Consider the following 26,280-nt stretch of genomic DNA (forward strand, 5'->3'; position numbering starts at 1 on the left):
GCCCCTGAAGGGGCGCAGCCCCTCTTAGGGGCGCGGGGAACTGCGCAGTCTTTCGTCTTTTAGGGGCGCGGGGAACTGCGCGGCCAGCCACGACGGGCCCGCAGGCGACCGAACAACCCGCGGAAGCGTAAGGGGGCCGAGGGGGCACCCCCCTCAGTCCAGGCCCGGTTCCAGTTCCTCCCGTCGCGCGGCCTTGCGTTCAAGCTTCTCCCGCCGCCGCTCCTCGCGGAGGCGAAGCCGCTCCGCCTTCGAGATCTTCCGCTCCACCCCGACCCCGCCCCAGAACGCGAACCCGGTCACCACGACCCGCGGAGCGCCCGGTTCGCCCGCGACCCCCTCCTGACCGTGGTCGAAGCCGCCCATGACGCCGATCCCCCGGGTCACGACCTCGACCCCCGGCGGGACCACCACGTTCAACCCGCCCATGACGGCGACGCAGTTGACGACGACCTCGCCGTCCGCGAAGTTCGCCTCGCGCAGGTCCACGACGCCACCGCCCCAGAACGCGAAGCAGTTGAACCGCTTGGGCATGGTCCAGTGCCCTCTGCGCTCGAACCCCGACATGACGGCGACGCCCCACCGGGACGTGCCCTCACCGCCGACGATCCGGCCCGCCCAGTCCCCCGTACCGACGGCGCCCGCGGGCCGCTTGACCATCGACACGGCGGGAGCGGGGGCCGGGACGCCCGCCGCGGGCAGGTCGCGGGTGATCGGCTCCAGCTCCCCGTACGTACGCGCCTTGTACGTGGTTTCCAGCCGCTCCTCGAACTCCGCCATGTCCAGGCGGCCCTCGGCGAGGGCGTCCCTCAGCACTTCGGCGACCTGTTCGCGGTCGGCGTCGGAGGCGCGCAACTCGGGGAGTGAGCCGGAAGGTTCGGCCGGGAGTTCGTCCGTCATGGACAGAAGCCTACGAGGTTGCCTTGCCCGCGTACATGCGGCTGATGACCGCCTCGATGTCGGGTTCCCGCACCGACAGGTCGACCAGCGGATACTCCGCCGCGATCCGCGCCACCAGCGGCGCCGCCGACTGCGCCGCCGGGAAGGCGAGCCACTGCCGGGGCCCCTCGACCTTCACCACCCGCGCCGACTCCACGTCGATGGGCGGCAGTTCGCGCTCCAGGTCCACGACCAGCGTCCGCTCGCTCTCGCCGATCTCGTGCAGCCCGGTCAGCGGACCGTCGTACATCAGGCGTCCGTGGTCGATGACCATCACCCGCCGGCACAACTGCTCGATGTCGGAGAGGTCGTGGGTCGTCAGGAGCACGGTCGTGCCGCGCTCCGCGTTGAGGTCGCGCAGGAACTCCCGTACCCGCACCTTGCTGACCACGTCGAGCCCGATCGTCGGCTCGTCGAGATACAGCACCTCGGGGTCGTGCAGCAGTGCCGCCGCGATGTCCCCGCGCATCCGCTGCCCGAGCGAGAGCTGCCGTACGGGTACGTCGAGGAGTTCGCCCAGTTCGAGGAGTTCGACGCACCGGTCGAGGTTCTCCGCGTACCGGGCGTCGGGAATCCGGTACATGCGGTGCATCAGCCGGTACGAGTCGATCAGCGGGAGGTCCCACCACAGGGTGGTCCGCTGCCCGAAGACGACACCGATGCGCTGCGCGAGCCGGGTGCGTTCGCGGGAGGGGTCGATGCCCGCGACGCGCAGGCGTCCGCCGCTGGGCGTGAGGATGCCGGTGAGCATCTTGATGGTGGTGGACTTCCCGGCGCCGTTCGGCCCGATGTAGCCGACCATCTCGCCGCGCGACACGGTGAAGGAGATCGAGTCGACCGCCCGCACCTGCCGCCGTTCGCTGCGCAGGAAGCCGGTCTTCTTGCGTACGTCGAAGACCTTCTCCACGGCGTCGAGGCTGATGAAGTCGCCGTTCGAGCCGGTCGGGACGGTCGGTTCGGTGTCCGTGTGCGTGTGCGTGAATTTCATGTGCGGCTAGCTCCCCGTGCTGCGGTACGAACGAAGGCCCGCCCGCCATGCGAGCCCCGAGAGCCCGCAGCAGGCGACGGCCACGAGTGGCGACACGAACGCGGTCCACTCCGGCAGGTCGAGCGGATACGGCAGCCCGAGCACGTACAGCGCGGGCAGCCAGTTGACGAAGGCCAGCGGCAGCACGAAGGTCACCCCGCGCACCAGGTCCTTCGCGAAGACGGTCGGCGGGTACTGCAGCAGCGTGGTGCCGCCGTACGTGAACGAGTTCTGCACCTGGGACGCGTCCTGCGCCACGAACTGGAAGGCCCCGCCCGCCACGAACACCGACGAGAAGATGGCGGCCCCGCTGACCACCATCACCGGCATCAGCAGCACCTTCGCCGGGGTCCAGTCGATGTCGACCACGACGAGCGCGTACCCGAGGACCAGCAGCCCCTGGGTGATCCGGCCCAGGCGCCGCAGCGCGAACCGGTCCGCGGCGACCTGCGCGAGCACCGGCGCGGGGCGTACGAGCAGGGTGTCGAGCGTGCCGTCCCGCACCCGCTGCCCGAGGCGGTCCATCGAGCCGAGCGTCAGATCGGCGATGCCGAACGCCGCGCTGGACAGCCCGTACAGGAACGCCACCTCGCCGAGCGAGTAGCCGCCGAGCTGGTCGACGCGCGAGAACATCAGCAGGATCGCGACGAAGTCGAGCACGGTCCCGGCGAAGTTGCCGAAGAGGGTCATCGCGAAGGACGCGCGGTACGCCATCGTCGAGCGGATCCACATCCAGGCGATGAGCCGGTAGGCCCGCAGCCCGTCCACCAGCCGTGACCCGTACGTCGGCGCGGACCCGAAGCCGCTGTCGGGCCCGGAGCCGGAGCCTGAGCCGGTACCGCCGCCGGAGCCGGTCTTCTCCCGCAGGTCAGCCACCTTGGACCACCACCCTCCGTGTCGCCGCCGACTGGACCAGCCGGCCCACCGCCAGCAGCCCGACGGCCCAGGCGGTCTGGAAGGCGTACGTACGCAGCAGCGCGAAGCCCGTGCGCTCGCCCAGCAGCACGTCCGCCGGGGCCTGGATCAGCGCCGACCAGGGCAGTACGCGGGCCAGTTCGCCGAGCGCGCCCGGGAAGACGTTCAGCGGCAGGGTCATCCCGGAGAAGAACAGTCCCGCCAGCACGGCCAGCTGCTGCACCCCCGCCCCGTCCATGAACCAGAACGCCGCCAGCGCCACGAGATAGCGGATCGCGTAACTCACCAGCACCCCCAGCACCACGGCGACGAGGAACGCCAGCCAGGTCCCGGCGTCCACGGGCAGCGCGAGCTGGAAGACGAGCCCGCCGAACACCATCGGCACCACACCGCGCCCCAGCAGCTGGAACGCGGCCCGTCCCGCGTCCGCCGCCAGCCACCACGCCTGGAGGTCCACGGGCCGGTAGAGGTCGATCGCGATGTCACCCGTACGGATTCTCTCGATCAGCTCGTCCTCGAAGCCGCCGCCCATCACCGCGACCACCGCCAGCAGCCCCTGCCCCACCCACACGTACGTCACCGCCTGGGCCTGGTCGTACCCGCCGAGACCTGGTCTCTCGTCCCACAGCGCGATGTACGTGTACGCCAGGATCAGCCCGAAAACCGTGTTGGTGAACACACCCGCGGCGGTGGCCACCCGATAGGTCGCGTACCGCCGGAACCCGCCCGCCGCGACGGCCGCGTACAACCTCCAAGCCCGCACCACGAAGCCTCTCCAGCCGTTCTGAGCCAAAGCGCTGGAGCCTAGTCCGGGGCCGGTACCGCGTGCCAGGCATTTTCTCCTGGGACGCGTGCCACGCACCGGGAACGATTCACCGGATGGGACAGTCTTCAAGGGAGGGCGCAGCAGGCGTACGAGGGCGTACCAGACGTACGACGTGAAACGGGAGCACGGCACAAGATGAACGACCAGCCGCAGCCGCAGCAGCCGAGCGAGGGCTGGGCACCGCGAGATCCCGACTCCGCCTCGGCGGCCGCGTCGGAACCACCGGGCACATCTGGCGCATCGGGCGCTTCGGGTAAGCCGAGTGAGCCGGGCGCGCCCGGCAAGGCGTCGGGGACGGCGCCGGACACCGCACCGGACACGGCACCGAACACTGCACGGGCCGCGTCGGGCGGGACGACGGACGCACCGGACGGATCGGGCGGACCGGGCGACCCGGCCGCGCGGGACGACGCGACCGTCGCGCTGACGGCCGCGTCCGTCGACGCGGGAGCCGCACCCGGTGAACAGCCCGAGGAGCCCGGGAAGCCCGCGAAGGAGAAGAAGGCCAAGCGGCCCAAGCGCACCGGCTGGAAGCGGCTGATCCCGACCTGGCGGATGGTGCTCGGCACGTTCGTCGGCGTGGTCCTGCTGCTCGTCGGCGCGTTCGCGCTCGGCTACTACCTGGTGAAGATCCCGTCGGCGAACGCGACCGCGATCAAGCAGAGCAACGTGTACCTGTACGCGGACGGCAGCCAACTCGCCCGCGACGGCGAGGTGAACCGCGAGAACGTGGACCTGTCCCTGATCTCCAAGGACGCCCAGCACGCGGTGCTCGCCGCCGAGGACCGCGACTTCTACACCGAGTCCGCGGTCGACCCCAAGGCGATGCTCCGCGCGGGCTGGAACACCGCGACCGGCAAGGGCAAGCAGTCCGGCTCGACGATCACCCAGCAGTACGTGAAGAACTACTACCTGGCTCAGGAGCAGACGGTCACGCGGAAGGTGAAGGAGTTCTTCATCTCCATCAAGCTGGACCGTGAGAAGAGCAAGGACGACATCCTTGAGGGCTACCTCAACACCAGCTACTTCGGCCGCAACGCGTACGGCATCCAGGCCGCGGCCCAGGCCTACTACGGCGTCGACGCCAAGGGCCTGTCGGCCGGGCAGGGCGCCTACCTGGCGGCGCTCCTGAACGCGCCGAGCGAGTACGACGTGGTCGCGCACCCCGAGAACAAGCCGGCCGCGCTGGCCCGCTGGAACTACGTGCTCGACGGCATGGTCAAGAAGAAGTGGATCAGCCAGTCGGCGCGGGCGGACGTCGAGTTCCCGGCGCCCAAGGAGACGGTGGTCGCGGCCGGGATGTCGGGCCAGCGCGGCTACATCGTCAAGGCCGTCAACGACTACCTCGCCGACAACAAGATCCTCGGCGAGGACGCGCTGAACGCGGGCGGCTACCGCATCACGACCACCCTGCAGAAGCCCAAGCAGGACGCCTTCGTGAAGGCCGTCGACGACCAGGTGATGGACGAACTCGACAAGAAGGACCGCAAGGTCGACAACTACGTCCGCGCGGGCGGCGCCTCCATCGACCCGAAGACCGGCAAGGTCCTCGCGATGTACGGCGGCATCGACTACACGAAGCAGTACTACAACAACGCCACGCGCCGGGACTACCAGGTCGGCTCCATCTTCAAGCCGTTCGTGTTCACCTCGGCCGTGCAGAACGACTCGGTCACCCAGGACGGCCGCACGATCACCCCGAACACCGTCTACGACGGCACGAACAAGCGGCCCGTGCAGGGCTGGGACGGCGGCACGTACGCCCCGGAGAACGAGGACCAGGTCTCGTACGGCCAGATCCCGGTCCGTACCGCCACCGACAAGTCCGTGAACTCCGTGTACGCGCAAATGGCCGTGGACGTCGGCTCCGCGAAGGTCGAGCAGACCGCCGTCGACCTCGGCATCCCGGCCGACACCCCCGACCTGAACGCGTCCCCGTCCATCGCGCTCGGCACAGCCACCGCGAGCGTCCTCGACATGACGGAGGCGTACGCGACCCTCGCCAACCACGGCAAGCACGGCACGTACACGATGATCGAGAAGGTCACCAAGGACGGCTCCGAGGACGTGAAGCTGCCGGACGAGAAGACCGAGCAGGCCGTCAGCCGGGAGTCCGCCGACACGACGACGTCGATCCTGCAGAGCGTCGTCGAGGGCGGCACGGGTACGGCCGCGCAGGCCGCCGGGCGTCCCGTGGCGGGCAAGACGGGCACCGCGGAGGACGACAAGGCGGCCTGGTTCGCGGGCTACACCCCGAACCTCGCCACGGTCGTCGCCGTGATGGGCCAGGACCCCGACACCGGCGCCCACAAGTCGCTGTACGGGGCGCTCGGGCAGGCGCGTATCAACGGCGGCGGATACCCGGCGCAGATCTGGGCCCAGTACACCAAGGCCGCGCTGAAGGGTGTCGCGGTCAAGGACTTCGACCTGAAACTCCAGGACGGCGCCGAGGAGCAGGAGCTCCCGCCGGCCGACCCCGACGAGGACGCGACCGCCACGGGCGGCACCACCGACACGGGCGGTACGACCACCGGAGGCGAGGAGACCCCGGGCACCCAGGGCCAGGACAACGGCGGCACCACCACCGACGGGGGCACCACCGACACCGGCGGCACGACCACCGGAGGCGGCGGCACCACCACGGACGGCGGTACCACCGGCACCGGCGGCACGACGACCGACGGCGGTGCGACCACCGACGGCGGCACGGGTGGCACCACCGGGGACGGCGGTGCCACAACGGACGGCGGGACGGGCGGCACCACCGGGGACGGCGGGGTCGGGAGCACGGGGACGACGTTCGGGGACTTCCCGTAGCCCCGGCCGCCCGTCGAGTGACTGGTGACTGGTGCTTAGTGGCTGGTGGTCAGTGGCCGGAGGTCGCCTTCAGCCCGACCACGGCCACCAGCAGCAGACAGACGAAGAAGATCCGGGCGGCGGTCGTCGGTTCACCGAGCACCGCCATGCCGTACACCGCCGCCCCGGCCGCGCCGATGCCCACCCAGACGCCGTACGCGGTACCGATGGGCAGTGTCTTCGCCGCGTACGACAGCAGCAACATGCTGGCGACGATGCCGGCGCCGGTGAACACGCTGGGCACGAGCCGCGTGAACCCGTCGGTGTACTTCATACCGACCGACCAGCCGACTTCGAGCAGACCGGCGACGACAAGCAGGACCCAGGCCATGGGGCACCTCCGTGAAGGAATCAACAGGGGTGCGTCGTCTTTTCCTGCCCGGTACGGCGCGTCTCGTCGGGTTGCTTCCAAGGTAGCAAGGAGCAGGCGGAAGGGGCTGGTGACGATGGTCACCAGCCCCTTCGGCCGTTCCTGCCGCTCATGAAGATCTGTCTGAAGATCTGCATGAAGACCTGTATGAAGATCTAGAGGTACAGGCCGGTGGAGTCCTCGGACCCCTCGAACCGGTCCGCGGCGACGGCGTGCAGATCCCGCTCGCGCATCAGCACGTACGCGGTACCGCGCACCTCGACCTCGGCACGGTCCTCCGGGTCGTACAGCACCCGGTCACCCGGCTCCACCGTCCGTACGTTCTGCCCGACCGCCACGACCTCGGCCCAGGCAAGCCGCCGGCCCACCGCCGCGGTCGCGGGGATCAGGATGCCGCCACCGGACCGGCGCTCACCCTCGGCGGCGTCCTGCCGCACGAGCACACGGTCGTGCAGCATCCGGATGGGCAGCTTGTCGTGCTGGCTGCTGGGCTCAGTCCTCTTGGCGCTCACGGTCCGAATTTACCTGCCTTCGCGCCACTCGTACGTGGGTGGGTCGTACGTAGTGGGCCGCGGCCGGGCCGGCCCGGCTCAGCGCCTGCGGCGCCTGGTGTTCAGGGTGAGCAGTCCGACGACGCCGACCACCACGAGGGCCACGGGCACGATGCGGTCCAGCCGCGGCGCCCCGTCCTCCGTGACGAACTGGCCCTTCACGTCGTCGACGACGCGGTTGACGCCGACGTAGGCGCGTCCGAGGGTGTGGTCGACGCTGGACGCCACCTTGGCCTTGGCGTCCCCGACGATGGTCTTCGGGTGCACCCGGACCCCGATCTCGTCGAGCGTCTCGGCGAGGGTTTCGCGACGGCGTTTGATGTCCGCCTCGATCTGCGCCGGAGTCCTGGTGTCCGGCGTGCTCGACGTGTCCGACACGCGCTGCCTCCGTAATCGTGGTCGTTTCTTCCCGTGGCCGGTCCATGGCCGGTTCCTGTCGGCCCTGTACCTGATCGACAGTCTGTCAGCTTCACCCTCCGCGCACCGCCCGGCACCCCCATTACGCTCGGTTCCGTATCCACCACCTCGCAAGGAGACCGAACCGAGATGAGCGAGCGACTCCAGCCCGGCGACACCGCCCCCGCCTTCACCCTGCCCGACGCCGACGGCAACGAGGTGTCCCTTGCCGACCACAAGGGCCGCAAGGTCATCGTGTACTTCTACCCGTCCGCCCTCACTCCGGGCTGCACCAAGCAGGCCTGCGACTTCACCGACAACCTGGACCTGCTCGCGGGCGCCGGCTACGACGTCATCGGCGTCTCCCCCGACAAGCCGGAGAAACTCGCCAAGTTCCGCGAGCAGGAGAACCTGAAGGTCACCCTGGTCGCCGACCCGGACAAGACGGTCCTGGACGCGTACGGCGCGTTCGGCGAGAAGAAGAACTACGGCAAGACCTACATGGGCGTCATCCGCTCCACGATCGTGGTGGACGAGGAGGGCAAGGTGGAACGGGCCCTGTACAACGTCCGCGCAACGGGCCACGTCGCCAAGATCATCAAGGACCTGGAGATCTGACGCCCCAGGTCCGCGGAGCAGTGGACCCGTAGACCCGTGGACCGCGTGACGCAAACCCCCGCCAACCACCGACCACTTGACCGGTACGATGGCATGCGCTGGCGGCGGTGGCGCAACGGTTGACGCAGCAGACTTAGGATCTGTGGCCCGTGAAACGGCTTGAGGGTTCGAATCCCTTCCGCCGCACGGCAGACGGCCTGTGAATCGAAGGACTGATTCACAGGCCGTTGCTTTGCGCCAAGCGTGGCACATGCCAGGTCCGAACTTCCGACCGTCCGGCTCTGTCAGCCCAGCAGTTCCCTCACCACCGGTACCAGTTCTCGGAACGCCTTGCCCCGGTGGCTGATCGCGTTCTTCTCGTCCGGGGTCAGTTCCGCGCAGGTGCGGGTGTCGCCGTCGGGCTGGAGGATCGGGTCGTAGCCGAAGCCGTTGGCGCCGGAGGGGGCGTGGCGCAGGGTGCCCCGCAGCCGGCCCTCGACCACGCGCTCGGTGCCGTCGGGCAGGGCGAGGGCGGCGGCGCAGGCGAAGTGGGCGGCGCGGTGGCCGTCGGCGATGTCGCCGAGCTGGGCGAGGAGGAGGGCGAGGTTGGCGCGGTCGTCACCGTGGGTGCCGGACCAGCGGGCGGAGAAGATGCCGGGGGCGCCGCCGAGTACGTCGACGCACAGGCCGGAGTCGTCGGCGACGGCCGGGAGTCCGGTGGCGCGGGCGAGGGCGTGGGCCTTGAGGAGCGCGTTCTCGGCGAAGGTGACGCCGGTCTCCTTGACGTCGGGGATCTCCGGGTAGGCGTCCGCGCCGACGAGTTCGTGGGGCAGATCCGACGCGGCGAGGATCGCCCTCAGCTCGGTGATCTTTCCGGGGTTGCGGGTGGCGAGGATCAGGCGGGTCATGGTGCTCACCCTAGCCAGGTGGACGCAGCTGTTCGCGTGCCGCCCGTGATCGTTCGCCGCCCGCGGGGGCCGGCCGGTGTCGCTACGGGGTGCAGACCTTGGTGAGTTCGCCCGCCGCGTCGGTGACGGGGCTGATGTCCGGGGTCGCGTCACCGTCGTTGATGGCGTCACGGACGTTGCCGACCGCCTTCTGGAGGTCGTCCACGGCCTTGTTGATGTCGGTGTCGTCGGTCTTGTCGCCGATGGTGTCGAGGTTCTTGTCGATCGAGTCGAGTGCCTCGTCGGCCTGCCTCGGGTCGTCGCCGGCGTTCTCCACGGCCTGCTGGAGGTCGGTGACGCTGTCGGCGATCGTGTCGGCGGTCTGGACGCAGTCGAGCGCCTTGTTGACGGCGTCGCAGCCGGTGGTGAGCCCGGCCGTCAGCGCGACGGCTGCCACTGCTGCGGCGACGGCGGTGATACGGCGTGGTCGGCGGCGGCTCGCGGCCATGGAACGGTCCTCCCGTGGTCAGGCCCCCGAGGGCCCCGTTTCGTAGGCCTCAGGGCCCCCGTTTGGTACTGGCCGGGCGAGACGGTGGTGTGCCGTTCGCCCGCACCTGTAGGGACGCGACCGCCGGTGCCGTGGTTGCCCGCGACCTGCGGCCTTCTTGGTACGTCCTTTACCTTTCGAGGACGGTATCAAGTGCCGTGCGCTGGGCGACAGCGAGTTCCGTGCAGCCCAGAACGGCCAGATCGAGAAGGGAGTTGAGCTCGTCGCGGTCGAACGGCTCGGCCTCGGCGGTGCCTTGGACCTCGACGAAGCGGCCGTCGCCGGTGCACACGACGTTCATGTCGGTGTCGGCGCGGACGTCCTCCTCGTAGCAGAGGTCGAGGAGGGGGAGGCCGCCGACGATGCCGACGGAGACGGCGCTGACCGTTCCGGTGAGGGGCTGCCGGTTGGCCTTGATGAGCTTCTTGCCCTGGGCCCAGGTGACGGCGTCGGCGAGGGCGACGTACGCGCCGGTGATGGCGGCGGTGCGGGTGCCTCCGTCGGCCTGGAGGACGTCGCAGTCCAGGACGATGGTGTTCTCGCCGAGCGCCTTGCAGTCGATGACCGCGCGCAGGGAGCGGCCGATGAGCCGACTGATCTCGTGGGTGCGGCCGCCGATCTTGCCGCGGACGGACTCGCGGTCGCCGCGGGAGTTGGTGGCGCGGGGAAGCATGGAGTACTCGGCGGTCACCCAGCCTTCGCCGCTGCCCTTGCGCCAGCGCGGGACGCCTTCGGTGACGGAGGCGGTGCAGAAGACCTTCGTGTCGCCGAAGGAGACGAGGACGGAGCCCTCGGCGTGCTTGCTCCAGCCGCGTTCGATGGTGATCGGGCGGAGCTGTTCGGGCGTGCGGCCGTCGATGCGAGACATGGCGAAGAGCCTAGTCGTATACGGGTGAGGGGCCGCCCCCGTATACGGAAGCGGCCCCTCGACCGGGTGGGACTTCGACGTCCGTCCCGGCAGTTACATCATGTCTTCGATGTCGGCGGCGATCGGGTCGGCGTCGGTGCCGATGACGACCTGGATCGCGGTGCCCATCTTGACGACGCCGTGGGCGCCCGCGGCCTTCAGGGCGGCCTCGTCGACCTTGCTCGGGTCGACGACCTCGGTGCGCAGCCGGGTGATGCAGCCCTCGACCTCTTCGATGTTGTCGATGCCACCGAGCCCGGCGACGATCTTCTCAGCCTTGCTGGCCATGTCCTTCTCCCTGATCCGAACCGCTTTGTCGCAGCGCTTTTTCGCAGTAACCCACAGTTGGCCCATCTTCGCGAGCGGCCACGTCGCCTCTGCCGAATGATGGCGATCACGACAGCGAGAACCGTTCACACATCGTTCGCTGACTGGTCTACACCAGTTTTCGGCGGCCGCCAAACCTGGGACGCAGGAGGACACCCATGAGTGCCGACAGCGCGGTCGTGCCCGCGCGCTCCCGGTGGAGCGATCTGTTCCAGGGGCTGCAGAAGATGGGCCGCAGCCTGCAATTGCCCATCGCGGTACTGCCGGCGGCGGGCATCCTCAACCGGCTGGGGCAGCCCGACGTGTTCGGGGCAGACGGTCTCGGCTGGACGAACGTCTCGAAGGTGATGGCGGGCGCGGGCGGCGCGCTGCTCGACGGTTCGCTCGGTCTGCCGCTGCTGTTCTGCATCGGTGTGGCGATCGGGATGGCGAAGAAGTCGGACGGTTCGACGGCGCTGGCGGCCACGGCCGGTTTCCTCGTCTACTACAGCGTGCTGCGGCAGTTCCCGGAGGACTGTGCGGACCAGGCGAAGGCGGTGGCGGCGGGCTGCCAGGCGCAGGACGGCACGGTGGCGGTCTTCACGTACCAGAATCCGGGTGTGTTCGGCGGTATCGCCATCGGGCTGATGGCGGCCTACTTCTGGCAGCGCTACCACCGCACGAGGCTCGTCGACTGGCTGGGCTTCTTCAACGGCCGCCGGCTGGTGCCGATCATCATGGCGTTCGTGGCGATCGCGTTCGCCGCGCTGTGCCTGTGGGTGTGGCCGCCGATCGGCCGGGGCCTGGAGGACTTCAGCGACTGGCTGGTGAGTCTGGGGGCGTGGGGTGCGGGTGTCTTCGGTATCGCCAACCGTGCGCTGCTGGTGATCGGGCTGCACCAGTTCCTGAACGTGCCCATCTGGTTCCAGTTCGGCAGCTTCACCAAGCCGGACGGGTCGGTCGTGCACGGTGACATCAACATGTTCCTGGCGGGCGACCCGAACGCGGGCCAGTTCACGTCCGGGTTCTTCCCCATCATGATGTTCGCGCTGCCTGCCGCGTGCCTGGCCATGACGCACTGCGCGAAGCCGCATCGCCGCAAGGAGATCGGGGGCCTGATGCTGTCGATCGCGCTGACCTCGTTCGTCACGGGCATCACGGAACCGATCGAGTACTCGTTCGTGTTCATCGCGCCGCTCCTGTACGCGGTCCACGCGGTGCTGACCGGTGTCTCCATGGCGGTGACGTGGGGGCTCGGGGTGCATGACGGTTTCAGCTTCTCGGCCGGTCTGATCGACTACGTCATCAACTGGAACCTCGCCACGAGACCCTGGGCGATCATCCCGATCGGGCTGTGTTTCGCGGTCGTCTACTACGCGGTCTTCCGTTTCGCGATCACGAAGTTCGATCTGCGGACGCCGGGGCGGGAGCCGGAGGACGAGGTCGAGGACGTGACGAAGGCGTAGCGCGCGGGCGAGGACCCCGTGCCCCGTGAAGGGCCCCCGGCCGACCGGTCCGGGGGCCCTTCGGCGTGCTCCCGGTTCGCGTTGATAACGATCTGAGCCGAGCCTCCCGCTATCGCCGGGGCCACAAAACTGGCGGGTTCCTTATCTCACCTTCACCGTGCTACAACAGGTCTACACCACTGAGTGGTGTAGACCACGCGGATGCTGTCCATCCCTCGTGCACCCTCTTGCTCTCCCTTTTTCTCTCCCTTTCCGTCCCCGGCAGCACGCAGCACATGGAGGAACAATGACCACCGCCACAGCTCCGGCGGCCCCCACGAAGAGGTGGGGCTCCGGCCTGCTCCAGGGCCTGCAGAAGGTCGGCCGCAGCCTGCAGCTCCCCATCGCCGTGCTGCCGGCCGCCGGCATCCTGCTCCGGCTCGGCCAGCCCGACGTGTTCGGCGCCGACGGACTCGGCTGGGACAAGGTCGCCTCCGTGTTCGCCACGGCCGGTGACGCGGTCTTCGCCAACCTGCCGCTGCTGTTCTGCGTCGGCATCGCCATCGGCTTCGCCAAGAAGTCCGACGGCTCCACCGCCCTCGCGGCGCTGGTCGGCTTCCTGGTCTACAAGAACGTGCTCACCGCGTTCCCGATCACCGACGCCAAGGTCCAGGACGGCGCGGACGTCGCCGCGACCTACAACGACCCCAAGGTCCTCGGCGGCATCGTGATGGGCCTGATAGCCGCCGTCACCTGGCAGCGGTTCCACCGCACCAAGCTGCCCGACTGGCTCGGCTTCTTCAACGGCCGTCGCCTCGTCCCGATCCTGATGGCCTTCATCGGCACCGCGGTCGGCGTCTTCTTCGGTCTGGTCTGGGAGCCCGTCGGCGACGTCATCACCAACTTCGGCGAGTGGATGACCGGCCTCGGCGCGGTCGGCGCGGGCATCTTCGGCGCGATCAACCGCGCGCTGCTCCCGGTCGGCATGCACCAGTTCGTCAACACCGTCGCCTGGCAGGAGATCGGCTCCTACAAGGACTCCGCGGGCGCCCTCTGGCACGGTGACCTGCCGCGCTTCTTCCACGGTGACCCGACCGCCGGTCAGTTCATGACGGGCTTCTTCCCCATCATGATGTTCGCGCTCCCGGCCGCGGCCCTCGCGATCACGCACTGCGCCCGCCCCGAGCGCCGCAAGGCCGTCGGCGGCATGATGATCTCCCTCGCGCTGACCTCGTTCGTCACCGGCATCACGGAGCCGATCGAGTTCTCGTTCATGTTCATCGCACCGCTCCTGTACGTGATCCACGCGGTCCTGACCGCCCTGTCGATGGCGATCACCTGGGCGCTGGGCGTGCACCACGGCTTCAGCTTCTCCGCCGGTGCCATCGACTACTTCCTGAACTGGAACCTCGCCACCAAGCCATGGCTGATCATCCCGATCGGTCTGGTCTTCGCGGCGGTCTACTACGTGACCTTCCGCTTCGCGATCATCAAGTTCAACCTCGCCACCCCGGGCCGCGAGCCCGACGAGGAGGTCGAGGACCTCACCAAGGCGTGAGTCCTCGCACGGCGTGACACAGCACAGGGCCCCCGGAGCGGATCTGCTCCGGGGGCCCTGTGCTGCTTCCGACTGTCGTCAGATGTCGTACGTCGCCCGAGGCGTCGCCAGTTCCACCGGGCCGGTGAAGACCTCTCGGGCGTGGTCCAGGTTCGCCTGGGGGTCCGTCCACGGGGGGATGTGGGTGAGGACCAGGCGGCGCGCGCCCGCACGGGTCGCGGTCTCGCCGGCCTCGCGGCCGTTGAGGTGCAGGTCCGGGATGTTCTCCTTGCCGTGGGTGAACGCGGCCTCGCAGAGGAACAGGTCCGTGTCCCGGGCCAGTTCGTCGAGCGTGTCGCACACGCCCGTGTCCCCGGAGTAGGTCAGCGACCGCCCGCCGTGCTCCACGCGGATGCCGTACGCCTCCACGGGATGGCTGACCTTCTCGGTGTGCACCGAGAACGGGCCGATCTCGAAGGAGCCCGGCTTGACCGTGTGGAAGTCGAAGACCTCGCTCATGGAGGAGGCGGAGGGGGTGTCCGCGTACGCGGTGGTCAGGCGCTGCTCCGTGCCCTCGGGTCCGTAGACCGGGATCGGATCGCAGCGCCCGCCGTCATGGCGGTAGTAGCGCGCGACGAAGTACGCGCACATGTCGATGCAGTGGTCGGCGTGCAGATGGCTGAGGAAGATCGCATCGAGGTCGTAGAGACCGCAGTGGCGCTGCAGCTCGCCAAGGGCACCGTTGCCCATGTCGAGAAGCAGCCGGAAGCCGTCGGCCTCGACGAGGTAGCTCGAACAGGCCGATTCCGCGGACGGGAACGACCCCGAGCAGCCGACGACGGTGAGCTTCATAGAGCGGAAACCTCCGCGGGCGGGGAGTGAAGACGGGGGTCGTGACAGGGGTCTTACGGTCCGTCGAGCGTAAGGCGCGAAAGGGCGGGTCGCTCCTCCGTCGAGGGCTGTTGTGGGGGAACTCACCTGCGCTGTCACCGGTTCGGGGGCGTGCGGGCGTGGGCTCGGGCATCCCGGGTACCGTCGTACGCATGAACATGTCGTGGTGGCTCGCGCTGGCGGCCGTGGTGCTGCTCGCGGCCGTGGCGACGTTCGTGGACGGGTGGGGACGGGGGCGCAAGCCGTCCGCCCGACGGCGTCCCGCGCAGCGCCCCGGGCAGCGCCCCACTCACCGTCCGCCCGGACGCGCCGACGGTGTACGGCGTCCGTCGCGGCCTCAGCCCGCCGAGATCTGGTGGGCGAACGTGCCGTTCGAGGACGGGCCCGGCGCGAAGGACCGGCCCTGCCTGGTCCTGTCGGTACGCGGACGCAAGGCCGTGGTCGCGAAGATCACGACGAAGTACCACGACGACGGGCGGGACGGGGTCATCGCGCTGCCCGCGGGGTCGGTGGGGGATGCGCGGGGGCGCACGAGTTTTCTTGAGACGGGTGAGTTGCGGGGAGTGCCCGTGCGGGAGTTCCGGCGGCGAGTGGGGGAAGTGGACGCGCGGGTCTGGGACCGGGTGCGGCACCTTGCGCGGTAGGGCGTTTTCCGCCCCCGCCGCCCCTACCCGTTCCCGTCCACGCATGGGGCTGCGCCCCTCGCCCCCTGATCGCGCTGCGCGCTCGTCCTCAGACGCCGGACGGGCTGAAACGTATTCAGCCCGTCCGGCGTTCGAGGACACAGTGACGGGAAGGGTAGGGGCGGCGGGGGCGAGAAAACCCCTACGCCCAGAGCTGCCCCTGGAGCGTCGCGATCGCTTCCTCCGTCGTCTCCGCCGTGTAGACGCCCGTCGACAGGTACTTCCAGCCGCCGTCGGCCACCACGAAGACGATGTCGGCGGGCTCGCCCGCCGTCACGGCCTTGCGGCCGACTCCGATCGCGGCGTGGAGCGCGGCCCCCGTGGACACCCCGGCGAAGATGCCCTCCTGCTGGAGGAGCTCCCGCGTACGGGTCACCGCGTCGGCCGAGCCGACCGAGAAGCGGGTGGTCAGCACGGACGCGTCGTACAGCTCCGGTACGAAGCCCTCGTCGAGGTTGCGCAGACCGTAGACGAGGTCGTCGTAGCGCGGCTCGGCCGCGACGATCTTCACGTCGGGCTTGTGCTCGCGCAGGAACCGGCCCACGCCCATCAGCGTCCCGGTGGTGCCGAGTCCGGCGACGAAGTGCGTGACGGACGGCAGGTCGGCGAGGATCTCGGGGCCCGTGGTCGCGTAGTGCGCGCCCGCGTTGTCAGGGTTGCCGTACTGGTAGAGCATCACCCAGTCGGGGTGCTCGGCGGCCAGCTCCTTCGCCACGCGCACCGCCGTGTTGGAGCCGCCCGCCGCGGGCGAGGGGATGATCTCGGCGCCCCACATGCCGAGCAGGTCCCGCCGCTCCTGCGAGGTGTTCTCGGGCATGACGCACACCATGCGGTAGCCCTTGAGCTTCGCGGCCATGGCGAGCGAGATGCCGGTGTTGCCGGACGTCGGTTCGAGGATCGTGCAGCCGGGTGTCAGCCGGCCGTCCTTCTCGGCCTGTTCGACCATGTGGAGCGCGGGGCGGTCCTTGACCGAGCCGGTCGGGTTGCGGTCCTCGAGCTTCGCCCAGATACGGACGTCGGCGGACGGCGAGAGCCGCGGCAGGCGCACCAGAGGGGTGTTGCCCACCGCGGCCAGCGGGGAGTCGTAGCGCATCAGCGATCAGAGCCCGGCAGCCCGGTCAGACCATGCCGCCGGCGACGGCCGGCAGGATGGTGACGCTGTCGCCGTCGGTGAGCTTGGTGTTGATGCCGTCGAGGAAGCGGACGTCCTCGTCGTTCAGGTACACGTTCACGAAGCGGCGCAGTTCGCCCCCGTCCACGATCCGGGCCTGGATGCCCGTGTGACGGCTTTCGAGGTCGGCGAAGAGCGCGGCAAGGGTCTCCCCGCCGCCCTCGACGGCCTTCTGGCCGTCGGTGTAGGTGCGGAGGATGGTGGGGATGCGGACCTCGATGGCCATGGTTGCGGGCTCCTGTCGGAAAGCGGAAGTCGGAAGGCGAGTCGGGTCTGGGTGGGCTTGCACGGGGTCGCGCTAGGCGGTGCGTGCGGAAACCGTGCCGGGGCGGGCGGGGGACGCCGGTCGCGGCCCCGCGCGGAGCCGAGGCTCTCACGGCCGTACGGCGGCAGGGTTCAGCGCGTACAGATGGCGCTCTGCAGCCTGCACAGGTCGACGTGCAGCCGCGCCACGAGCAGCATGCCCGGCGTCTTGTCGCTCACGTCGTGGGAAACCATGGGCTCATCGTATCGATTCCCGGTCCGGGTCCCGGAATGTGATCTCAGATAGTGGATGAATTCTGCCCGAAGTATGGGATCAGGCGGAGTCGGGCGCGGACCGGACGTGAACTGGGGGGTCCGTGAGGGGGCTCAGTACGCCTCCACCACCGTGACCTCCTCCTCCGTGACCTCGCCGTCCACGATCCGGAACGAGCGGAACTGGAAGTCCCCGAGCCCGTCGGTGTCGGCGGTCGAGACGAGGACGTAGTGGGCGTTCGGCTCGCTCGCGAGGTTGATGTCCGTGCGGGAGGGGTGGGCCTCGGTGGACGTGTGCGAGTGGTAGACGACGACCGGTTCCTCGTCGCGGTCGTCCATCTCGCGGTACAGCTTGAGCAGGTCCCCCGAGTCGAACTCGTAGAACGTGGGCGACATCGCCGCGTTCAGCATGGGGATGAAGCGCTCGGGGCGGCCGGTGCCCTCCGGGCCCGCGATCACGCCGCACGCCTCGTCGGGATGGTCCTGGCGCGCGTGCGCGACGATCTGGTCGACGAGGGCCTGGGTGATGGTCAGCATGGGGCCAGGATAGGCAGACGGCAGCCCCGTACCGGAGAGTGGTACGGGGCTGCCCACATGCTGGGCGTCCGGGGCGACGAGGAGTGCCCCGTCCGAGACGGCAACCCGCGGATTGCCGTCAGTTGGCCTTCTCGAACTCCGGCTCGCGGCGCTCGGTGACCTCCGGGTTGCGGGACTTCAGCACGGCCCAGCCGATGCCCAGCGCCGCGGCCCAGCCGGCCATCACGTACAGGCAGACACGGGACTCGGCGTCGTACGCGATGAGGCAGGTCACGAAGAGCAGGAACACGACGGCGACCCAGCTGAACTTCGAGCCGCCCGGGGCCGGGAAGGGCGAGGCGGGCAGGCGGCCCGCGTCGACGGCGCGGCGGTACAGGATGTGGCTGATCAGGATCATGAGCCAGGTCCAGATGCCGGCCGCGGTGGCCACCGAGACGACGTAACCGAAGGCCTTCTCCGGGACGATGTAGTTCAGGATCACGCCGACGCCCATGAAGAGCACGGAGAGGGTGATACCGAACGCGGGCGTCCTGGTGGAGGACAGCTTGTTGAAGATCCTCGGGGCCTCGCCGTTGTCGGCCAGGGTGCGCAGCATGCGGCCCGTGGAGTACATGCCGGAGTTGCAGGAGGACAGGGCCGCCGTCAGCACGACGAAGTTGACGATGCCGGCGCCCGCCGGGATACCGATCTTCGCGAAGGCCGCGACGAAGGGGCTCACGCCCGGCGCGAACTCCGTCCACTTCACGACACAGAGGATGACCGTGAGCGCGCCGACGTAGAAGAGGGCGATGCGCCAGGGCAGGGTGTTGATCGCCTTGGGGAGGGTCTTCTCCGGGTTCTCGGACTCGCCCGCGGTGACGCCGACGAGTTCGACGGCCAGGTAGGCGAACATCACGCCCTGGAGGGTCATCAGGGACGAGCCGATGCCCTTGGGGAAGAAGCCGTCGACGGCCCAGAGGTTGGACACGGCGGCGGTGTCGCCCGCGGAGCTGAAGCCGAAGGTGAGCACGCCGAGGCCGATCACGATCATGCCGATGAGCGCGGTGACCTTGACCATCGAGAACCAGAACTCGATCTCGCCGAAGAGCTTGACGGAGATCAGGTTCGCCACGAAGAGCACGACCAGGAAGACCAGAGCCGTGACCCACTGCGGGATCTGCGGGAACCAGTAGTTGACGTAGATCGCGGCGGCGGTGAGTTCCGCCATGCCGGTGACGACCCACATCAGCCAGTACGTCCAGCCGGTGAAGTAGCCGAAGAACGGACCGAGGAACTCACGGGAGTACTCCGCGAAGGAGCCCGAGACCGGGCGGTAGAGCAGCAGCTCACCGAGGGCCCGCATGATGAAGAAGATGATGACGCCCGCGAGGGCGTACATGAGGATGAGGCTGGGGCCCGCCTTGGCGATGTTCGCCCCGGCGCCCAGGAAGAGGCCGACGCCGATCGCGCCGCCGATCGCGATCATCTGGACCTGACGGCTGCCGAGCCCGCGTTCGTAGCCTTCTCCGGGGGCGTCGCCGTCGGCGGCGCCGTTGCCGCCCCGCTCGTCGTCGTGCTTACCGACCTGCACCGAGGTCATGTCTGATGCGCCTTTCTCCATACCGGTCCGAGCCTTCGTCGGCTTCGGTCCGGTTTCCGAATCCCCCCGGATCACTGGAGTCGAGCGGGCTCCCCGAGCCCGCCGCACGGCCTTCCCGAGGCCGCGCGCGCCTGGCCGGCTGTGGCCGGATCAGTGGCGCACCCGGCAGGACATGGGTGGTGTCCCGCCGAGCGATCGAGAAGATTTATCACGGCCGCAACATTCGTCGTTCGGGCCGCTTGTAGCGCATGCCACAGGAAGAAGCGGACATACGACACCCGGGCCCACATTGCAGGCCCGGGTGGTGATGTGATCGTTATCCGGATTTGAGCGTCCGCTGAGCGAACGTTCGATACACCGTCACCGACGGCTTCGCCCGCGGCTTCACCGACGGATCCGCCGCCGGATCCACCGACGGCTTCGCGTCACGGCATCAAGGTCTCGACCAGCGTCTCCTGCAGTCCGCCGAGCCACAGGTACGCCATCACCATCGGCTTGCGCGGGTCCTCGTCGGGGAGCCGGTAGAGAAGGTCCGTGTCCTCCTCGTCGACGACGTCCAGCCGGGAGCCGATCGCGAGGCGCAGGTCGTTGAGGCAGCTGAGCCACTGCTTCGATTCCTCGGAGGTCAGCTTCAGGACCGCTCCCCCCTCCCCCACGGCCGCGACGCCGTCCAGGGAGCGGATCACCACGAGGGCGTTGTCCCGCTTGCCGGCGCGCAGGTCGTTCTCGGTGAAGCGGCGGAACTCCGAGGAGTACGCGCGCTGCTCCTCGGCCTGCTCGGGCGAGGTGGCCTCGACGTCGGGGCCGCTGTACGCGTCCGGGAAGAGGCGCTTCAGCACGGGGTCCGAGGGCGGCTCGCTCGGCCCCTCCGCGAACAGTTCGGCGAGCGGGTCGTCGGAGACGTCCCCGCCGGGGCCCGGTCCGATGAGCTCCAGGAGCTGTACGGCGAGGGAGCGGATGATGGAGATCTCGACCTCGTCGAGCGCGACGGCCGCGCCGCCGCCGGGGAGCGGTTCGAAGTGTCCTGGCATCAGGTTGCGTCGCTACTTCCAGTGCTGCGCGGGCGTCGGGTGCTGCGCCGGCGTCGGGCGGGTGCCGGTCCTGCCGTGGCCGGTCCCGCGGTCTCCGGTCCTGCGGTCTCCGGTCCTGCGATGTCCGGTCTCACGGTCTGCGGTCTCGCGGTCCTCGGCCGGGTCATTTCCGGTCGTGCTGGAGGGTGGCCCACAGACCGTAGCCGTGCATGGCCTGCACATCGCGTTCCATCTCCTCACGGGTGCCGCTGGAGACAACGGCCCGGCCCTTGTGGTGTACGTCCATCATCAGCTTGGTGGCCTTGTCCTTCGAGTACCCGAAGTACGACTGGAAGACGTAGGTCACGTAGCTCATCAGGTTGACCGGATCGTTGTGGACGATGGTCACCCAGGGAACGTCGGGCTCGGTTACGGCGAAGACCTCCTCAGCCGACTCGGTCTTTTCGGTCTCTAGGGGTGCGGGAGCCGTCACACGGCCCATGCTGCCACCACAGACGGCTGCCCGGCCAAACGAGGCCCGCAAATCATGCGCATCGCGGGCGAGCCGCACATCACACGGCCTAGAAATCGTCAGAGTGACGAGATAGGGGTAGCATCCCGGTCATGAACACTGCGGACCTGGGACTGCCGGTGGATGTGCCGTCGACAGCTCTCTTCACGGACCATTACGAGCTGACCATGCTGCAGGCCGCTCTCCAGGGCGGCACGGCCGACCGGCGTTCGGTCTTCGAGGTCTTCACCCGCCGTCTGCCCGAGGGCCGCCGCTACGGAGTCGTCGCCGGCACCGGGCGGGTCCTGGACGCGGTGGAGAACTTCCGCTTCGACGCGGACGTCATCGGCTTCCTGCGCGAGCGGAACGTCGTGGACGAGCCGACGCTCGAGTGGCTGTCCTCGTACCGCTTCGGCGGGGACATCTGGGGCTACCCGGAGGGCGAGGTGTACTTCGCCGGGTCACCGGTCCTGCGGGTCGAGGGCTCCTTCGCGGAGTGCGTGCTCCTGGAGACCGTCATCCTCTCCATCCTCAACCACGACTCGGCCATCGCGGCCGCCGCCTCCCGGATGGCCTCGGCGGCCGGCGGGCGCCCGCTGATCGAGATGGGCGCCCGGCGCACCCACGAACTGGCCGCGGTGGCGGCGTCCCGCGCGGCGTACGTCGGCGGCTTCACCACCACCTCCGACCTGGCCGCGGGGTTCCGCTACGGCATCCCCACGGTCGGCACGTCCGCCCACGCCTTCACCCTCGTGCACGACACCGAGCGGGACGCCTTCCGCGCCCAGGTGGACTCGCTCGGCCGGGGCACCACGCTCCTCGTGGACACGTACGACGTCGCCGAGGCCGTGCGGCTGGCCGTCGAGGTGGCCGGGCCCGAGCTGGGCGCCGTCCGCATCGACTCCGGTGACCTGCTGCTCGTGGCGCACCGGGTACGGCAGCAGCTGGACGAGCTGGGCGCCACGAAGACCCGGATCACCGTGACCTCGGACCTCGACGAGTACGCGATCGCCTCGCTGGCCGCGGCGCCCGTGGACGCGTACGGGGTGGGCACCCAGCTGGTGACGGGTTCCGGGCATCCGACGTGCTCGATGGTCTACAAGATCGTCGCGCGTGCCGAGTCGGCGGACCCGAAGGCTCCGCTCCTGCCGGTCGCCAAGAAGTCCTCGGGCGGCAAGACGTCCATCGGCGGCCGCAAGTGGGCCGCGCGGCGGCTCGACGAGCACGGGGTCGCCGAGGCCGAGGTGATCGGCACGGGGGCGGTTCCCGCCGAGCTCGCCGACAACCAGCTCCTGGTGCAGCTCGTCAAGGGCGGCCAGGTCGTCGCCCGCGAACCGCTGGACGTCGTACGCGACCGGCACGCGGCGGCCCGCGCGAACCTGCCCCTGTCCGCGACACAGCTGTCGCGGGGCGACGCCGTCATTCCGACCGAGTACGTGTGAGACCCGCGGGCCCGGCCGGCCGACGGCCCGGGCCCGTACGGGAGTGAACGGGCGACAAGCCGGGAAAGGGCACGGCAACGCCCGCGCCCTGAAGGGGCCCGACAACCCGCACGACACCACCGGCCTCCCCCGCGGAGCGCCGGTGCCGAGCCGAAGGACACCGCCCATGCGCCGCGCCCTGATCGTCGTAGACGTCCAGAACGACTTCTGCGAGGGAGGCAGCCTCGCGGTGCCCGGCGGGGCGGACGTGGCCGCCGCGATCACGGAACTGATCGGGCAGGCCCCCGCCGGCTACCGCCACGTGGTCGCGACCCGCGACCACCACATCGCTCCCGGGGGTCACTTCGCGGACAACCCCGACTACGTCCACTCCTGGCCCGCGCACTGCGTGGCCGGCACGGAGGGGGTGGGCTTCCACCCGAACTTCGCTCCGGCGGTCGCCTCCGGCGCGATCGACGCGGTCTTCGACAAGGGCGCGTACTCGGCCGCGTACAGCGGCTTCGAGGGCGCCGACGAGAACGGCGTCTCGCTGGGCGACTGGCTGCGTACGCGGGAGATCACCGAGGTCGACGTGGTGGGCATCGCCACGGACCACTGCGTGAAGGCGACGGCCCTGGACGCGGCGCGGGAGGGTTTCCGCACGCAGGTCCTGCTCGACCTCACGGCGGGCGTGGCCCCGGACACGACGACCCAGGCCCTGGACGCCCTCCGAGAAGCAGGCGTAGAACTCACCGGCAAACCAGTGGTCTGACCCCGCCCGGCCCCGTCAGGGGCGCGAGGAACGGCGCGACAAGCCCCCACCGGCCCGCAGCCGACACGCAGGCCCGAAGCGCGTTGTCGTCCCGCTGCAGATCCGTCGTGGCTGGCCGCGCAGTTCCCCGCGCCCCTTACGGGGCCCAGGCCGACGCAGCCGACACGTACGCCCGCAACAGCACGCCCTCGGCCCGCCGCAGGCGCCTCGTGGCCGGCCGCGCCCCTAAAAGCGCGCGCCCCTTACGGCGTCGGCGTCGCCGGCTGTCGCATCAGCGTGCGGATCGGGTGCCAGAGCTCCGACGCCAGCGCGTCCACACCCGGCGCCGTGCGCCATATGAGGCCGTCGGGATGGTGCAGGACGGCCGTGACCTCGTCCGGCGTAGGAGGCTGCCCGTTGCCGCGCAGATACACCGCCCGCAACCCCAGGTTGCGCAGCCGCGTCAGCGCGCGGGCGCGGTTGTGCGCATGCACCAGCACCCGCACCGAACCGGTGCCCGCGGCAAGCGGCCGGGGCAGGTTCAACGCCACCACGACAGTGCCGTTCGGCAGCTTGCAGAAGCCTCCTGCGGCCATTCGGTCATACCCCCGCGAGATCCGGTGTCAATAAGAGAGTCACAGGACGCACCTAAACACGATCGGCCGCGACCCGCCAGGGGGTCGCGGCCGATCATGGTTTGACCTGCGAAAACGTCTCCTATTACTTCGCGGCGGAGACCTTCACGGTGATCGTCGAGCCGTCGCGGGGCTCCTTGACGATCGCGATCTTCGTGTTGGTGTCAGTGATCTTGACACCCCCGGTCGGGTTGGCCGGGTCGTAGTACGTGTTCGTGCGGTCGTTGAAGATCCGGTTCCCCGGCTGCGACTTGATCTTCGTCGCGACGTCCGCCTTGTGGAGCGTGAGACCGTCCGTCCGGTACGAGCTGAACGGCGAGTCGTAGGACTGGATGCGGTTGCGCATCAGCGTGCCGTCGGACCACTTCAGCGCCGTCGGGTGGGCGTCCACCGGCAGCAGCAGGCCGGTGCCCTTGTGCTGGCTGACGTTGTTGTCACGCTGGGAGGTGTCCCACTTCCAGATCAACAGACCGTTCTGGTAGGGGAAGTGCTCCACCCAGGACGGACGCGTGGACGCGAAACCGAAGTTGTACGGGCCGACCTTCAGGGTCTTGTCGTACGACACGTACTGACGGTTCTCCGCGATGTAGTACTGCGCGTAGTCGTTGGTGAAGGACGCGCCGATACGGGAGAAGCCGTTGGACTTCCACGCCGCGTCGGCGGTCTCGGCGTCGTCCGAGAAGACCGCGGAGCCGTCGGCGGTGACGGTGATGCGGTCCGCCGCGAAGCCCTTCTGGGCCACGCCGCCGTCGGTGGAGTAGCGGAAGCGCAGGTCGAACTTCTGGCCCGCGTAGGCGTCGAGCGGGTACGACAGCTTCGTGTACGCGGCCGACGTGCCGGTCAGCGCGGGGCTGCCGCTGGCGTCACGCGGGATCGCCTGGCCGTCGACCGTTCCGTCGATGGCCGTCCACTTGGCGCCGCCGTCGGTGGAGACCTCGGTGTAGAGGTAGTCGAAGTCCGTCTCGATGTCGTAGTACCCGTCGAGGGTCAGCGTCGCCGCCGACTTGCCCGTGAGGTCCACGGAACGGGTCAGCGTGTTCTTGAGGTTGTTCGCGCTGCCGCTCCACCACTGGGTGGCGCCCTGCGCCGGGGGGACGACCTCGGTGGTGACCGCCTTCTTCGGCAGTTCGACCACCAGCGCCTGGGCCTTCTTGGTGTTGTACTCGGCCACGCCCAGCGTGTGGGTGGAGCGCTTCGCGGCCTTCGCCGTGTCGTACTTCAGCCAGCCGAGCTGCAGCTTGTCCCAGGCGGTCATGTCGCCGGGCAGGTCACCGATGGCGTTCTTGCCGGTGCCGAGCCACGAACCGGAGGACATCAGCGTCCAGAACGCGGTGGAGTTCTCCGCCGTGTTGGTCGTGTCGTAGTGGTCCGGCAGACCGAGGTCGTGGCCGTACTCGTGGGCGAAGACGCCGAGTCCGCCGTTCTCCGGCTGGATCGTGTAGTCGCCGACCCAGATGCCGGAGTCGCCGATCTGCGCGCCGCCCATCTTGTTGCCCGTGGGGCCGGTGGCGCCTGCGTCGGTGCCGAACGCGTACCAGCGGTGGGCCCAGATCGCGTCGTCGCCCTGGGCGCCGCCGCCCGCGGACTCGTCCTCACCGGCGTGCACGATCTGGAAGTGGTCGATGTAGCCGTCGGGCTCGTTGAAGTTGCCGTCGCCGTCGAAGTCGTTGCGGTCCCACTTGTCGTAGGCGGACAGCGCGGTCTTGATGTCGGCGTCGGACTTGCCGGCCGCCTTCTGGGCGTCGACCCAGGCGGTGACACCGTCGGCGACGGCGTTCCACGCGCAGGTGTCGGGGTCGCACTTGTTGGAGCCGTAGCGGGCCTCGTTGTAGGGCACCTTGACCCAGTCGGAGACCGTGCCGTCGATGGAGTAGCGGCCCGAGGACTGCTTCTCGTAGTACTTCTTCATCGACTCGACACCGTTGCCGGTGCCGAAGTAGAGGTCCTTGTAGTGCTTGGTGTTGTAGTCCGCCTTCCAGTCCGTGCTGTTGTCCTCGGCACGGTCCGGCTCGGCTATCTGGTTGTGCAGCGGCCCGGGGGTGCCGCCGTAGCGGCTGTCCACCTTGTCGCCGAACTCGACGAGGATCGTGAAGATCTCGTCGGTCTTCTCACGGCCGAGCTCCACGTACTTGCCGTTCTGGAGCTTCACGACCTGCGAACCGCCGCGCTTGACGGGCTTGGCGTCGCCGGAGATGACCCTCTTGAGGGCCTCCTCGCGCTGGGCCTCCTGACGGTCGGTCAGGGGTCCCTTCAGGTCGTGCTCGTGCTCGGCGTCGTCCCCGGCACGGGCCGGGTCCTGCCGGTTCGCGGCCGCGGCCGGCTGGTCGCCGGCGTCGGCGGCCTGCGCCACCGCGAAGGTCGAGAACGTGGCGGCTGCCGCGGTGAGCGCGACACCCACTGCGGCTGCTCTGAACGTCCATGGTCTGCTGGTCACTTGATGCAGTCCTCCCTCACGCCCGGGCGCGCGGAAGG

General features: G+C 69.4%; 28 protein-coding genes, 1 tRNA gene and 1 riboswitch. Of the genes, 8 read left to right on the forward strand and 21 right to left on the reverse strand.

All coding sequences use genetic code 11. From position 1 onward, the window contains the following. Positions 1-153: 153 nt before the first annotated feature. From ACFVH5_RS11890 to ACFVH5_RS11905, 4 genes are read right to left on the reverse strand one after another with little or no spacing between them, the layout of a single operon-like run. Entirely contained in the window at positions 154-897 is a 744-nt protein-coding gene (locus ACFVH5_RS11890; protein WP_385833403.1) for a DUF1707 domain-containing protein, read from the reverse strand. Between the two features lie 10 nt (positions 898-907). Beyond that, on the reverse strand, positions 908-1,924 hold the full coding sequence (locus ACFVH5_RS11895) for an ATP-binding cassette domain-containing protein (RefSeq protein ID WP_385833404.1): 1,017 nt from the start codon (positions 1,922-1,924) through the stop codon (positions 908-910). A gap of 6 nt (positions 1,925-1,930) precedes the next feature. Then, positions 1,931-2,839 (reverse strand): ABC transporter permease, encoded by a 909-nt coding sequence (locus ACFVH5_RS11900; RefSeq protein ID WP_385833406.1) that lies wholly within the window; start codon positions 2,837-2,839, stop codon positions 1,931-1,933. Continuing rightward, positions 2,832-3,641 (reverse strand): ABC transporter permease, encoded by an 810-nt coding sequence (locus ACFVH5_RS11905; protein WP_385833443.1) that lies wholly within the window; start codon positions 3,639-3,641, stop codon positions 2,832-2,834. Before ACFVH5_RS11905 ends, ACFVH5_RS11900 begins: the two co-directional genes overlap by 8 nt. A 198-nt stretch (positions 3,642-3,839) precedes the next feature. On the opposite strand from ACFVH5_RS11905, the gene ACFVH5_RS11910 reads away from it, so the two are divergent. Further along, positions 3,840-6,521: a transglycosylase domain-containing protein gene (locus tag ACFVH5_RS11910; protein WP_385833407.1), complete on the forward strand. Its 2,682-nt coding sequence runs from the start codon at positions 3,840-3,842 to the stop codon at positions 6,519-6,521. Positions 6,522-6,570: 49 nt separating this feature from the next. On the opposite strand, the gene ACFVH5_RS11915 is transcribed toward ACFVH5_RS11910, so the two are convergent. From ACFVH5_RS11915 to ACFVH5_RS11925, 3 genes are all read right to left on the reverse strand, one after another. Continuing rightward, entirely contained in the window at positions 6,571-6,891 is a 321-nt protein-coding gene (locus ACFVH5_RS11915; RefSeq protein WP_384805179.1) for a DMT family transporter, read from the reverse strand. Positions 6,892-6,919: 28 nt separating this feature from the next. Further along, positions 6,920-6,983, reverse strand: a riboswitch (guanidine-III (ykkC-III) riboswitch). Positions 6,984-7,085: 102 nt separating this feature from the next. Then, entirely contained in the window at positions 7,086-7,442 is a 357-nt protein-coding gene (locus ACFVH5_RS11920) for a co-chaperone GroES (protein WP_107015997.1), read from the reverse strand. A gap of 78 nt (positions 7,443-7,520) precedes the next feature. Then, a complete protein-coding gene (locus ACFVH5_RS11925; RefSeq protein ID WP_385833408.1) occupies positions 7,521-7,859 on the reverse strand; it encodes a DUF3618 domain-containing protein in 339 nt (112 codons plus the stop codon). A gap of 168 nt (positions 7,860-8,027) precedes the next feature. Here ACFVH5_RS11925 and bcp point away from each other — a divergent pair, with 168 nt between their 5' ends. Beyond that, complete coding sequence (gene bcp / locus ACFVH5_RS11930) at positions 8,028-8,495, forward strand: thioredoxin-dependent thiol peroxidase (protein ID WP_381833322.1); 468 nt, start codon at positions 8,028-8,030, stop codon at positions 8,493-8,495. A 101-nt stretch (positions 8,496-8,596) separates the two neighbouring features. Then, positions 8,597-8,681: transfer RNA gene (locus ACFVH5_RS11935), tRNA-Leu, on the forward strand. Between the two features lie 98 nt (positions 8,682-8,779). Here the strand turns inward: ACFVH5_RS11935 and rdgB are convergent. From rdgB to ACFVH5_RS11955, 4 genes are all read right to left on the reverse strand, one after another. Continuing rightward, a complete protein-coding gene (rdgB, locus tag ACFVH5_RS11940) occupies positions 8,780-9,382 on the reverse strand; it encodes an RdgB/HAM1 family non-canonical purine NTP pyrophosphatase (RefSeq protein WP_385833409.1) in 603 nt (200 codons plus the stop codon). Between the two features lie 82 nt (positions 9,383-9,464). Further along, positions 9,465-9,869 carry a hypothetical protein gene (locus ACFVH5_RS11945; protein ID WP_384805185.1) on the reverse strand — a complete coding sequence of 135 codons (405 nt, stop codon included), beginning with the start codon at positions 9,867-9,869 and terminating at the stop codon, positions 9,465-9,467. 169 nt (positions 9,870-10,038) lie between these two features. Beyond that, positions 10,039-10,776, reverse strand: coding sequence for a ribonuclease PH (rph, locus tag ACFVH5_RS11950; RefSeq protein WP_385833411.1), 738 nt, complete (start codon positions 10,774-10,776; stop codon positions 10,039-10,041). 93 nt (positions 10,777-10,869) lie between these two features. Beyond that, positions 10,870-11,169, reverse strand: a complete 300-nt coding sequence (locus ACFVH5_RS11955; RefSeq protein ID WP_384805189.1) for a glucose PTS transporter subunit EIIB — start codon at positions 11,167-11,169, stop codon at positions 10,870-10,872. Between the two features lie 131 nt (positions 11,170-11,300). Here ACFVH5_RS11955 and ACFVH5_RS11960 point away from each other — a divergent pair, with 131 nt between their 5' ends. Next, on the forward strand, positions 11,301-12,587 hold the full coding sequence (locus ACFVH5_RS11960) for a PTS transporter subunit EIIC (protein ID WP_385833412.1): 1,287 nt from the start codon (positions 11,301-11,303) through the stop codon (positions 12,585-12,587). 286 nt (positions 12,588-12,873) lie between these two features. After that, the gene (locus ACFVH5_RS11965) at positions 12,874-14,124 is read left to right on the forward strand and encodes a PTS transporter subunit EIIC (protein WP_385833413.1); all 1,251 of its coding nucleotides are present in this window, start codon (positions 12,874-12,876) and stop codon (positions 14,122-14,124) included. 78 nt (positions 14,125-14,202) lie between these two features. Here the strand turns inward: ACFVH5_RS11965 and ACFVH5_RS11970 are convergent, their stop codons facing one another. After that, positions 14,203-14,955 (reverse strand): MBL fold metallo-hydrolase, encoded by a 753-nt coding sequence (locus ACFVH5_RS11970; protein WP_385833415.1) that lies wholly within the window; start codon positions 14,953-14,955, stop codon positions 14,203-14,205. A gap of 191 nt (positions 14,956-15,146) precedes the next feature. On the opposite strand from ACFVH5_RS11970, the gene ACFVH5_RS11975 reads away from it, so the two are divergent. Then, positions 15,147-15,638 (forward strand): type II toxin-antitoxin system PemK/MazF family toxin, encoded by a 492-nt coding sequence (locus ACFVH5_RS11975; RefSeq protein WP_385833416.1) that lies wholly within the window; start codon positions 15,147-15,149, stop codon positions 15,636-15,638. Positions 15,639-15,819: 181 nt separating this feature from the next. Here ACFVH5_RS11975 and ACFVH5_RS11980 read toward each other — a convergent pair whose 3' ends face one another. From ACFVH5_RS11980 to clpS, 7 genes are all read right to left on the reverse strand, one after another. Then, positions 15,820-16,770: a PLP-dependent cysteine synthase family protein gene (locus ACFVH5_RS11980; RefSeq protein WP_385833417.1), complete on the reverse strand. Its 951-nt coding sequence runs from the start codon at positions 16,768-16,770 to the stop codon at positions 15,820-15,822. Positions 16,771-16,795: 25 nt separating this feature from the next. Beyond that, a complete protein-coding gene (locus tag ACFVH5_RS11985; RefSeq protein ID WP_189775146.1) occupies positions 16,796-17,074 on the reverse strand; it encodes a MoaD/ThiS family protein in 279 nt (92 codons plus the stop codon). A 170-nt stretch (positions 17,075-17,244) separates the two neighbouring features. After that, positions 17,245-17,346 (reverse strand): putative leader peptide, encoded by a 102-nt coding sequence (locus ACFVH5_RS11990; protein WP_313904860.1) that lies wholly within the window; start codon positions 17,344-17,346, stop codon positions 17,245-17,247. Positions 17,347-17,478: 132 nt separating this feature from the next. Further along, positions 17,479-17,901: a Mov34/MPN/PAD-1 family protein gene (locus tag ACFVH5_RS11995; protein ID WP_210882244.1), complete on the reverse strand. Its 423-nt coding sequence runs from the start codon at positions 17,899-17,901 to the stop codon at positions 17,479-17,481. A gap of 118 nt (positions 17,902-18,019) precedes the next feature. Next, entirely contained in the window at positions 18,020-19,480 is a 1,461-nt protein-coding gene (locus tag ACFVH5_RS12000) for an amino acid permease (protein WP_385833418.1), read from the reverse strand. A 425-nt stretch (positions 19,481-19,905) separates the two neighbouring features. Beyond that, positions 19,906-20,511: a DUF2017 domain-containing protein gene (locus ACFVH5_RS12005; RefSeq protein WP_107015979.1), complete on the reverse strand. Its 606-nt coding sequence runs from the start codon at positions 20,509-20,511 to the stop codon at positions 19,906-19,908. 163 nt (positions 20,512-20,674) lie between these two features. Continuing rightward, positions 20,675-20,992 carry an ATP-dependent Clp protease adapter ClpS gene (gene clpS / locus ACFVH5_RS12010; protein ID WP_107015978.1) on the reverse strand — a complete coding sequence of 106 codons (318 nt, stop codon included), beginning with the start codon at positions 20,990-20,992 and terminating at the stop codon, positions 20,675-20,677. A gap of 122 nt (positions 20,993-21,114) precedes the next feature. On the opposite strand from clpS, the gene ACFVH5_RS12015 reads away from it, so the two are divergent. Together ACFVH5_RS12015 and ACFVH5_RS12020 are read left to right on the forward strand one after the other, a co-directional pair. After that, on the forward strand, positions 21,115-22,443 hold the full coding sequence (locus tag ACFVH5_RS12015) for a nicotinate phosphoribosyltransferase (protein ID WP_385833419.1): 1,329 nt from the start codon (positions 21,115-21,117) through the stop codon (positions 22,441-22,443). Between the two features lie 166 nt (positions 22,444-22,609). Then, positions 22,610-23,194 carry a nicotinamidase gene (locus ACFVH5_RS12020; RefSeq protein ID WP_385833420.1) on the forward strand — a complete coding sequence of 195 codons (585 nt, stop codon included), beginning with the start codon at positions 22,610-22,612 and terminating at the stop codon, positions 23,192-23,194. A gap of 242 nt (positions 23,195-23,436) precedes the next feature. Here the strand turns inward: ACFVH5_RS12020 and ACFVH5_RS12025 are convergent, their stop codons facing one another. Together ACFVH5_RS12025 and ACFVH5_RS12030 are read right to left on the reverse strand one after the other, a co-directional pair. Beyond that, the gene (locus ACFVH5_RS12025) at positions 23,437-23,769 is read right to left on the reverse strand and encodes a hypothetical protein (RefSeq protein ID WP_385833422.1); all 333 of its coding nucleotides are present in this window, start codon (positions 23,767-23,769) and stop codon (positions 23,437-23,439) included. 124 nt (positions 23,770-23,893) lie between these two features. After that, the gene (locus ACFVH5_RS12030; RefSeq protein ID WP_384805210.1) at positions 23,894-26,242 is read right to left on the reverse strand and encodes an immune inhibitor A domain-containing protein; all 2,349 of its coding nucleotides are present in this window, start codon (positions 26,240-26,242) and stop codon (positions 23,894-23,896) included. Positions 26,243-26,280 lie beyond the last annotated feature (38 nt).

The organism is Streptomyces sp. NPDC127119 (assembly GCF_042677425.1).
GTDB lineage: Bacteria > Actinomycetota > Actinomycetes > Streptomycetales > Streptomycetaceae > Streptomyces.

Coding starts and splice junctions, on each gene's coding strand:
- ACFVH5_RS11975 (WP_385833416.1), top strand. CDS start 15,147: ATGAACATGTCGTGGTGGCTCGCGCTGGCGGCCGTGGTGCTGCTCGCG.
- ACFVH5_RS12025 (WP_385833422.1), bottom strand. CDS start 23,769: ATGGCCGCAGGAGGCTTCTGCAAGCTGCCGAACGGCACTGTCGTGGTG.
- ACFVH5_RS11965 (WP_385833413.1), top strand. CDS start 12,874: ATGACCACCGCCACAGCTCCGGCGGCCCCCACGAAGAGGTGGGGCTCC.
- ACFVH5_RS11895 (WP_385833404.1), bottom strand. CDS start 1,924: ATGAAATTCACGCACACGCACACGGACACCGAACCGACCGTCCCGACC.
- ACFVH5_RS11995 (WP_210882244.1), bottom strand. CDS start 17,901: ATGCTGACCATCACCCAGGCCCTCGTCGACCAGATCGTCGCGCACGCG.
- ACFVH5_RS11980 (WP_385833417.1), bottom strand. CDS start 16,770: ATGCGCTACGACTCCCCGCTGGCCGCGGTGGGCAACACCCCTCTGGTG.
- ACFVH5_RS11960 (WP_385833412.1), top strand. CDS start 11,301: ATGAGTGCCGACAGCGCGGTCGTGCCCGCGCGCTCCCGGTGGAGCGAT.
- ACFVH5_RS11945 (WP_384805185.1), bottom strand. CDS start 9,869: ATGGCCGCGAGCCGCCGCCGACCACGCCGTATCACCGCCGTCGCCGCA.
- ACFVH5_RS11985 (WP_189775146.1), bottom strand. CDS start 17,074: ATGGCCATCGAGGTCCGCATCCCCACCATCCTCCGCACCTACACCGAC.
- ACFVH5_RS12020 (WP_385833420.1), top strand. CDS start 22,610: ATGCGCCGCGCCCTGATCGTCGTAGACGTCCAGAACGACTTCTGCGAG.
- ACFVH5_RS11955 (WP_384805189.1), bottom strand. CDS start 11,169: ATGGGCCAACTGTGGGTTACTGCGAAAAAGCGCTGCGACAAAGCGGTT.
- ACFVH5_RS11890 (WP_385833403.1), bottom strand. CDS start 897: ATGACGGACGAACTCCCGGCCGAACCTTCCGGCTCACTCCCCGAGTTG.
- ACFVH5_RS12015 (WP_385833419.1), top strand. CDS start 21,115: ATGAACACTGCGGACCTGGGACTGCCGGTGGATGTGCCGTCGACAGCT.
- ACFVH5_RS11990 (WP_313904860.1), bottom strand. CDS start 17,346: ATGGTTTCCCACGACGTGAGCGACAAGACGCCGGGCATGCTGCTCGTG.
- ACFVH5_RS12000 (WP_385833418.1), bottom strand. CDS start 19,480: ATGACCTCGGTGCAGGTCGGTAAGCACGACGACGAGCGGGGCGGCAAC.
- ACFVH5_RS11910 (WP_385833407.1), top strand. CDS start 3,840: ATGAACGACCAGCCGCAGCCGCAGCAGCCGAGCGAGGGCTGGGCACCG.
- rdgB (WP_385833409.1), bottom strand. CDS start 9,382: ATGACCCGCCTGATCCTCGCCACCCGCAACCCCGGAAAGATCACCGAG.
- ACFVH5_RS11915 (WP_384805179.1), bottom strand. CDS start 6,891: ATGGCCTGGGTCCTGCTTGTCGTCGCCGGTCTGCTCGAAGTCGGCTGG.
- clpS (WP_107015978.1), bottom strand. CDS start 20,992: ATGGGCCGTGTGACGGCTCCCGCACCCCTAGAGACCGAAAAGACCGAG.
- ACFVH5_RS11970 (WP_385833415.1), bottom strand. CDS start 14,955: ATGAAGCTCACCGTCGTCGGCTGCTCGGGGTCGTTCCCGTCCGCGGAA.
- rph (WP_385833411.1), bottom strand. CDS start 10,776: ATGTCTCGCATCGACGGCCGCACGCCCGAACAGCTCCGCCCGATCACC.
- bcp (WP_381833322.1), top strand. CDS start 8,028: ATGAGCGAGCGACTCCAGCCCGGCGACACCGCCCCCGCCTTCACCCTG.
- ACFVH5_RS12005 (WP_107015979.1), bottom strand. CDS start 20,511: ATGCCAGGACACTTCGAACCGCTCCCCGGCGGCGGCGCGGCCGTCGCG.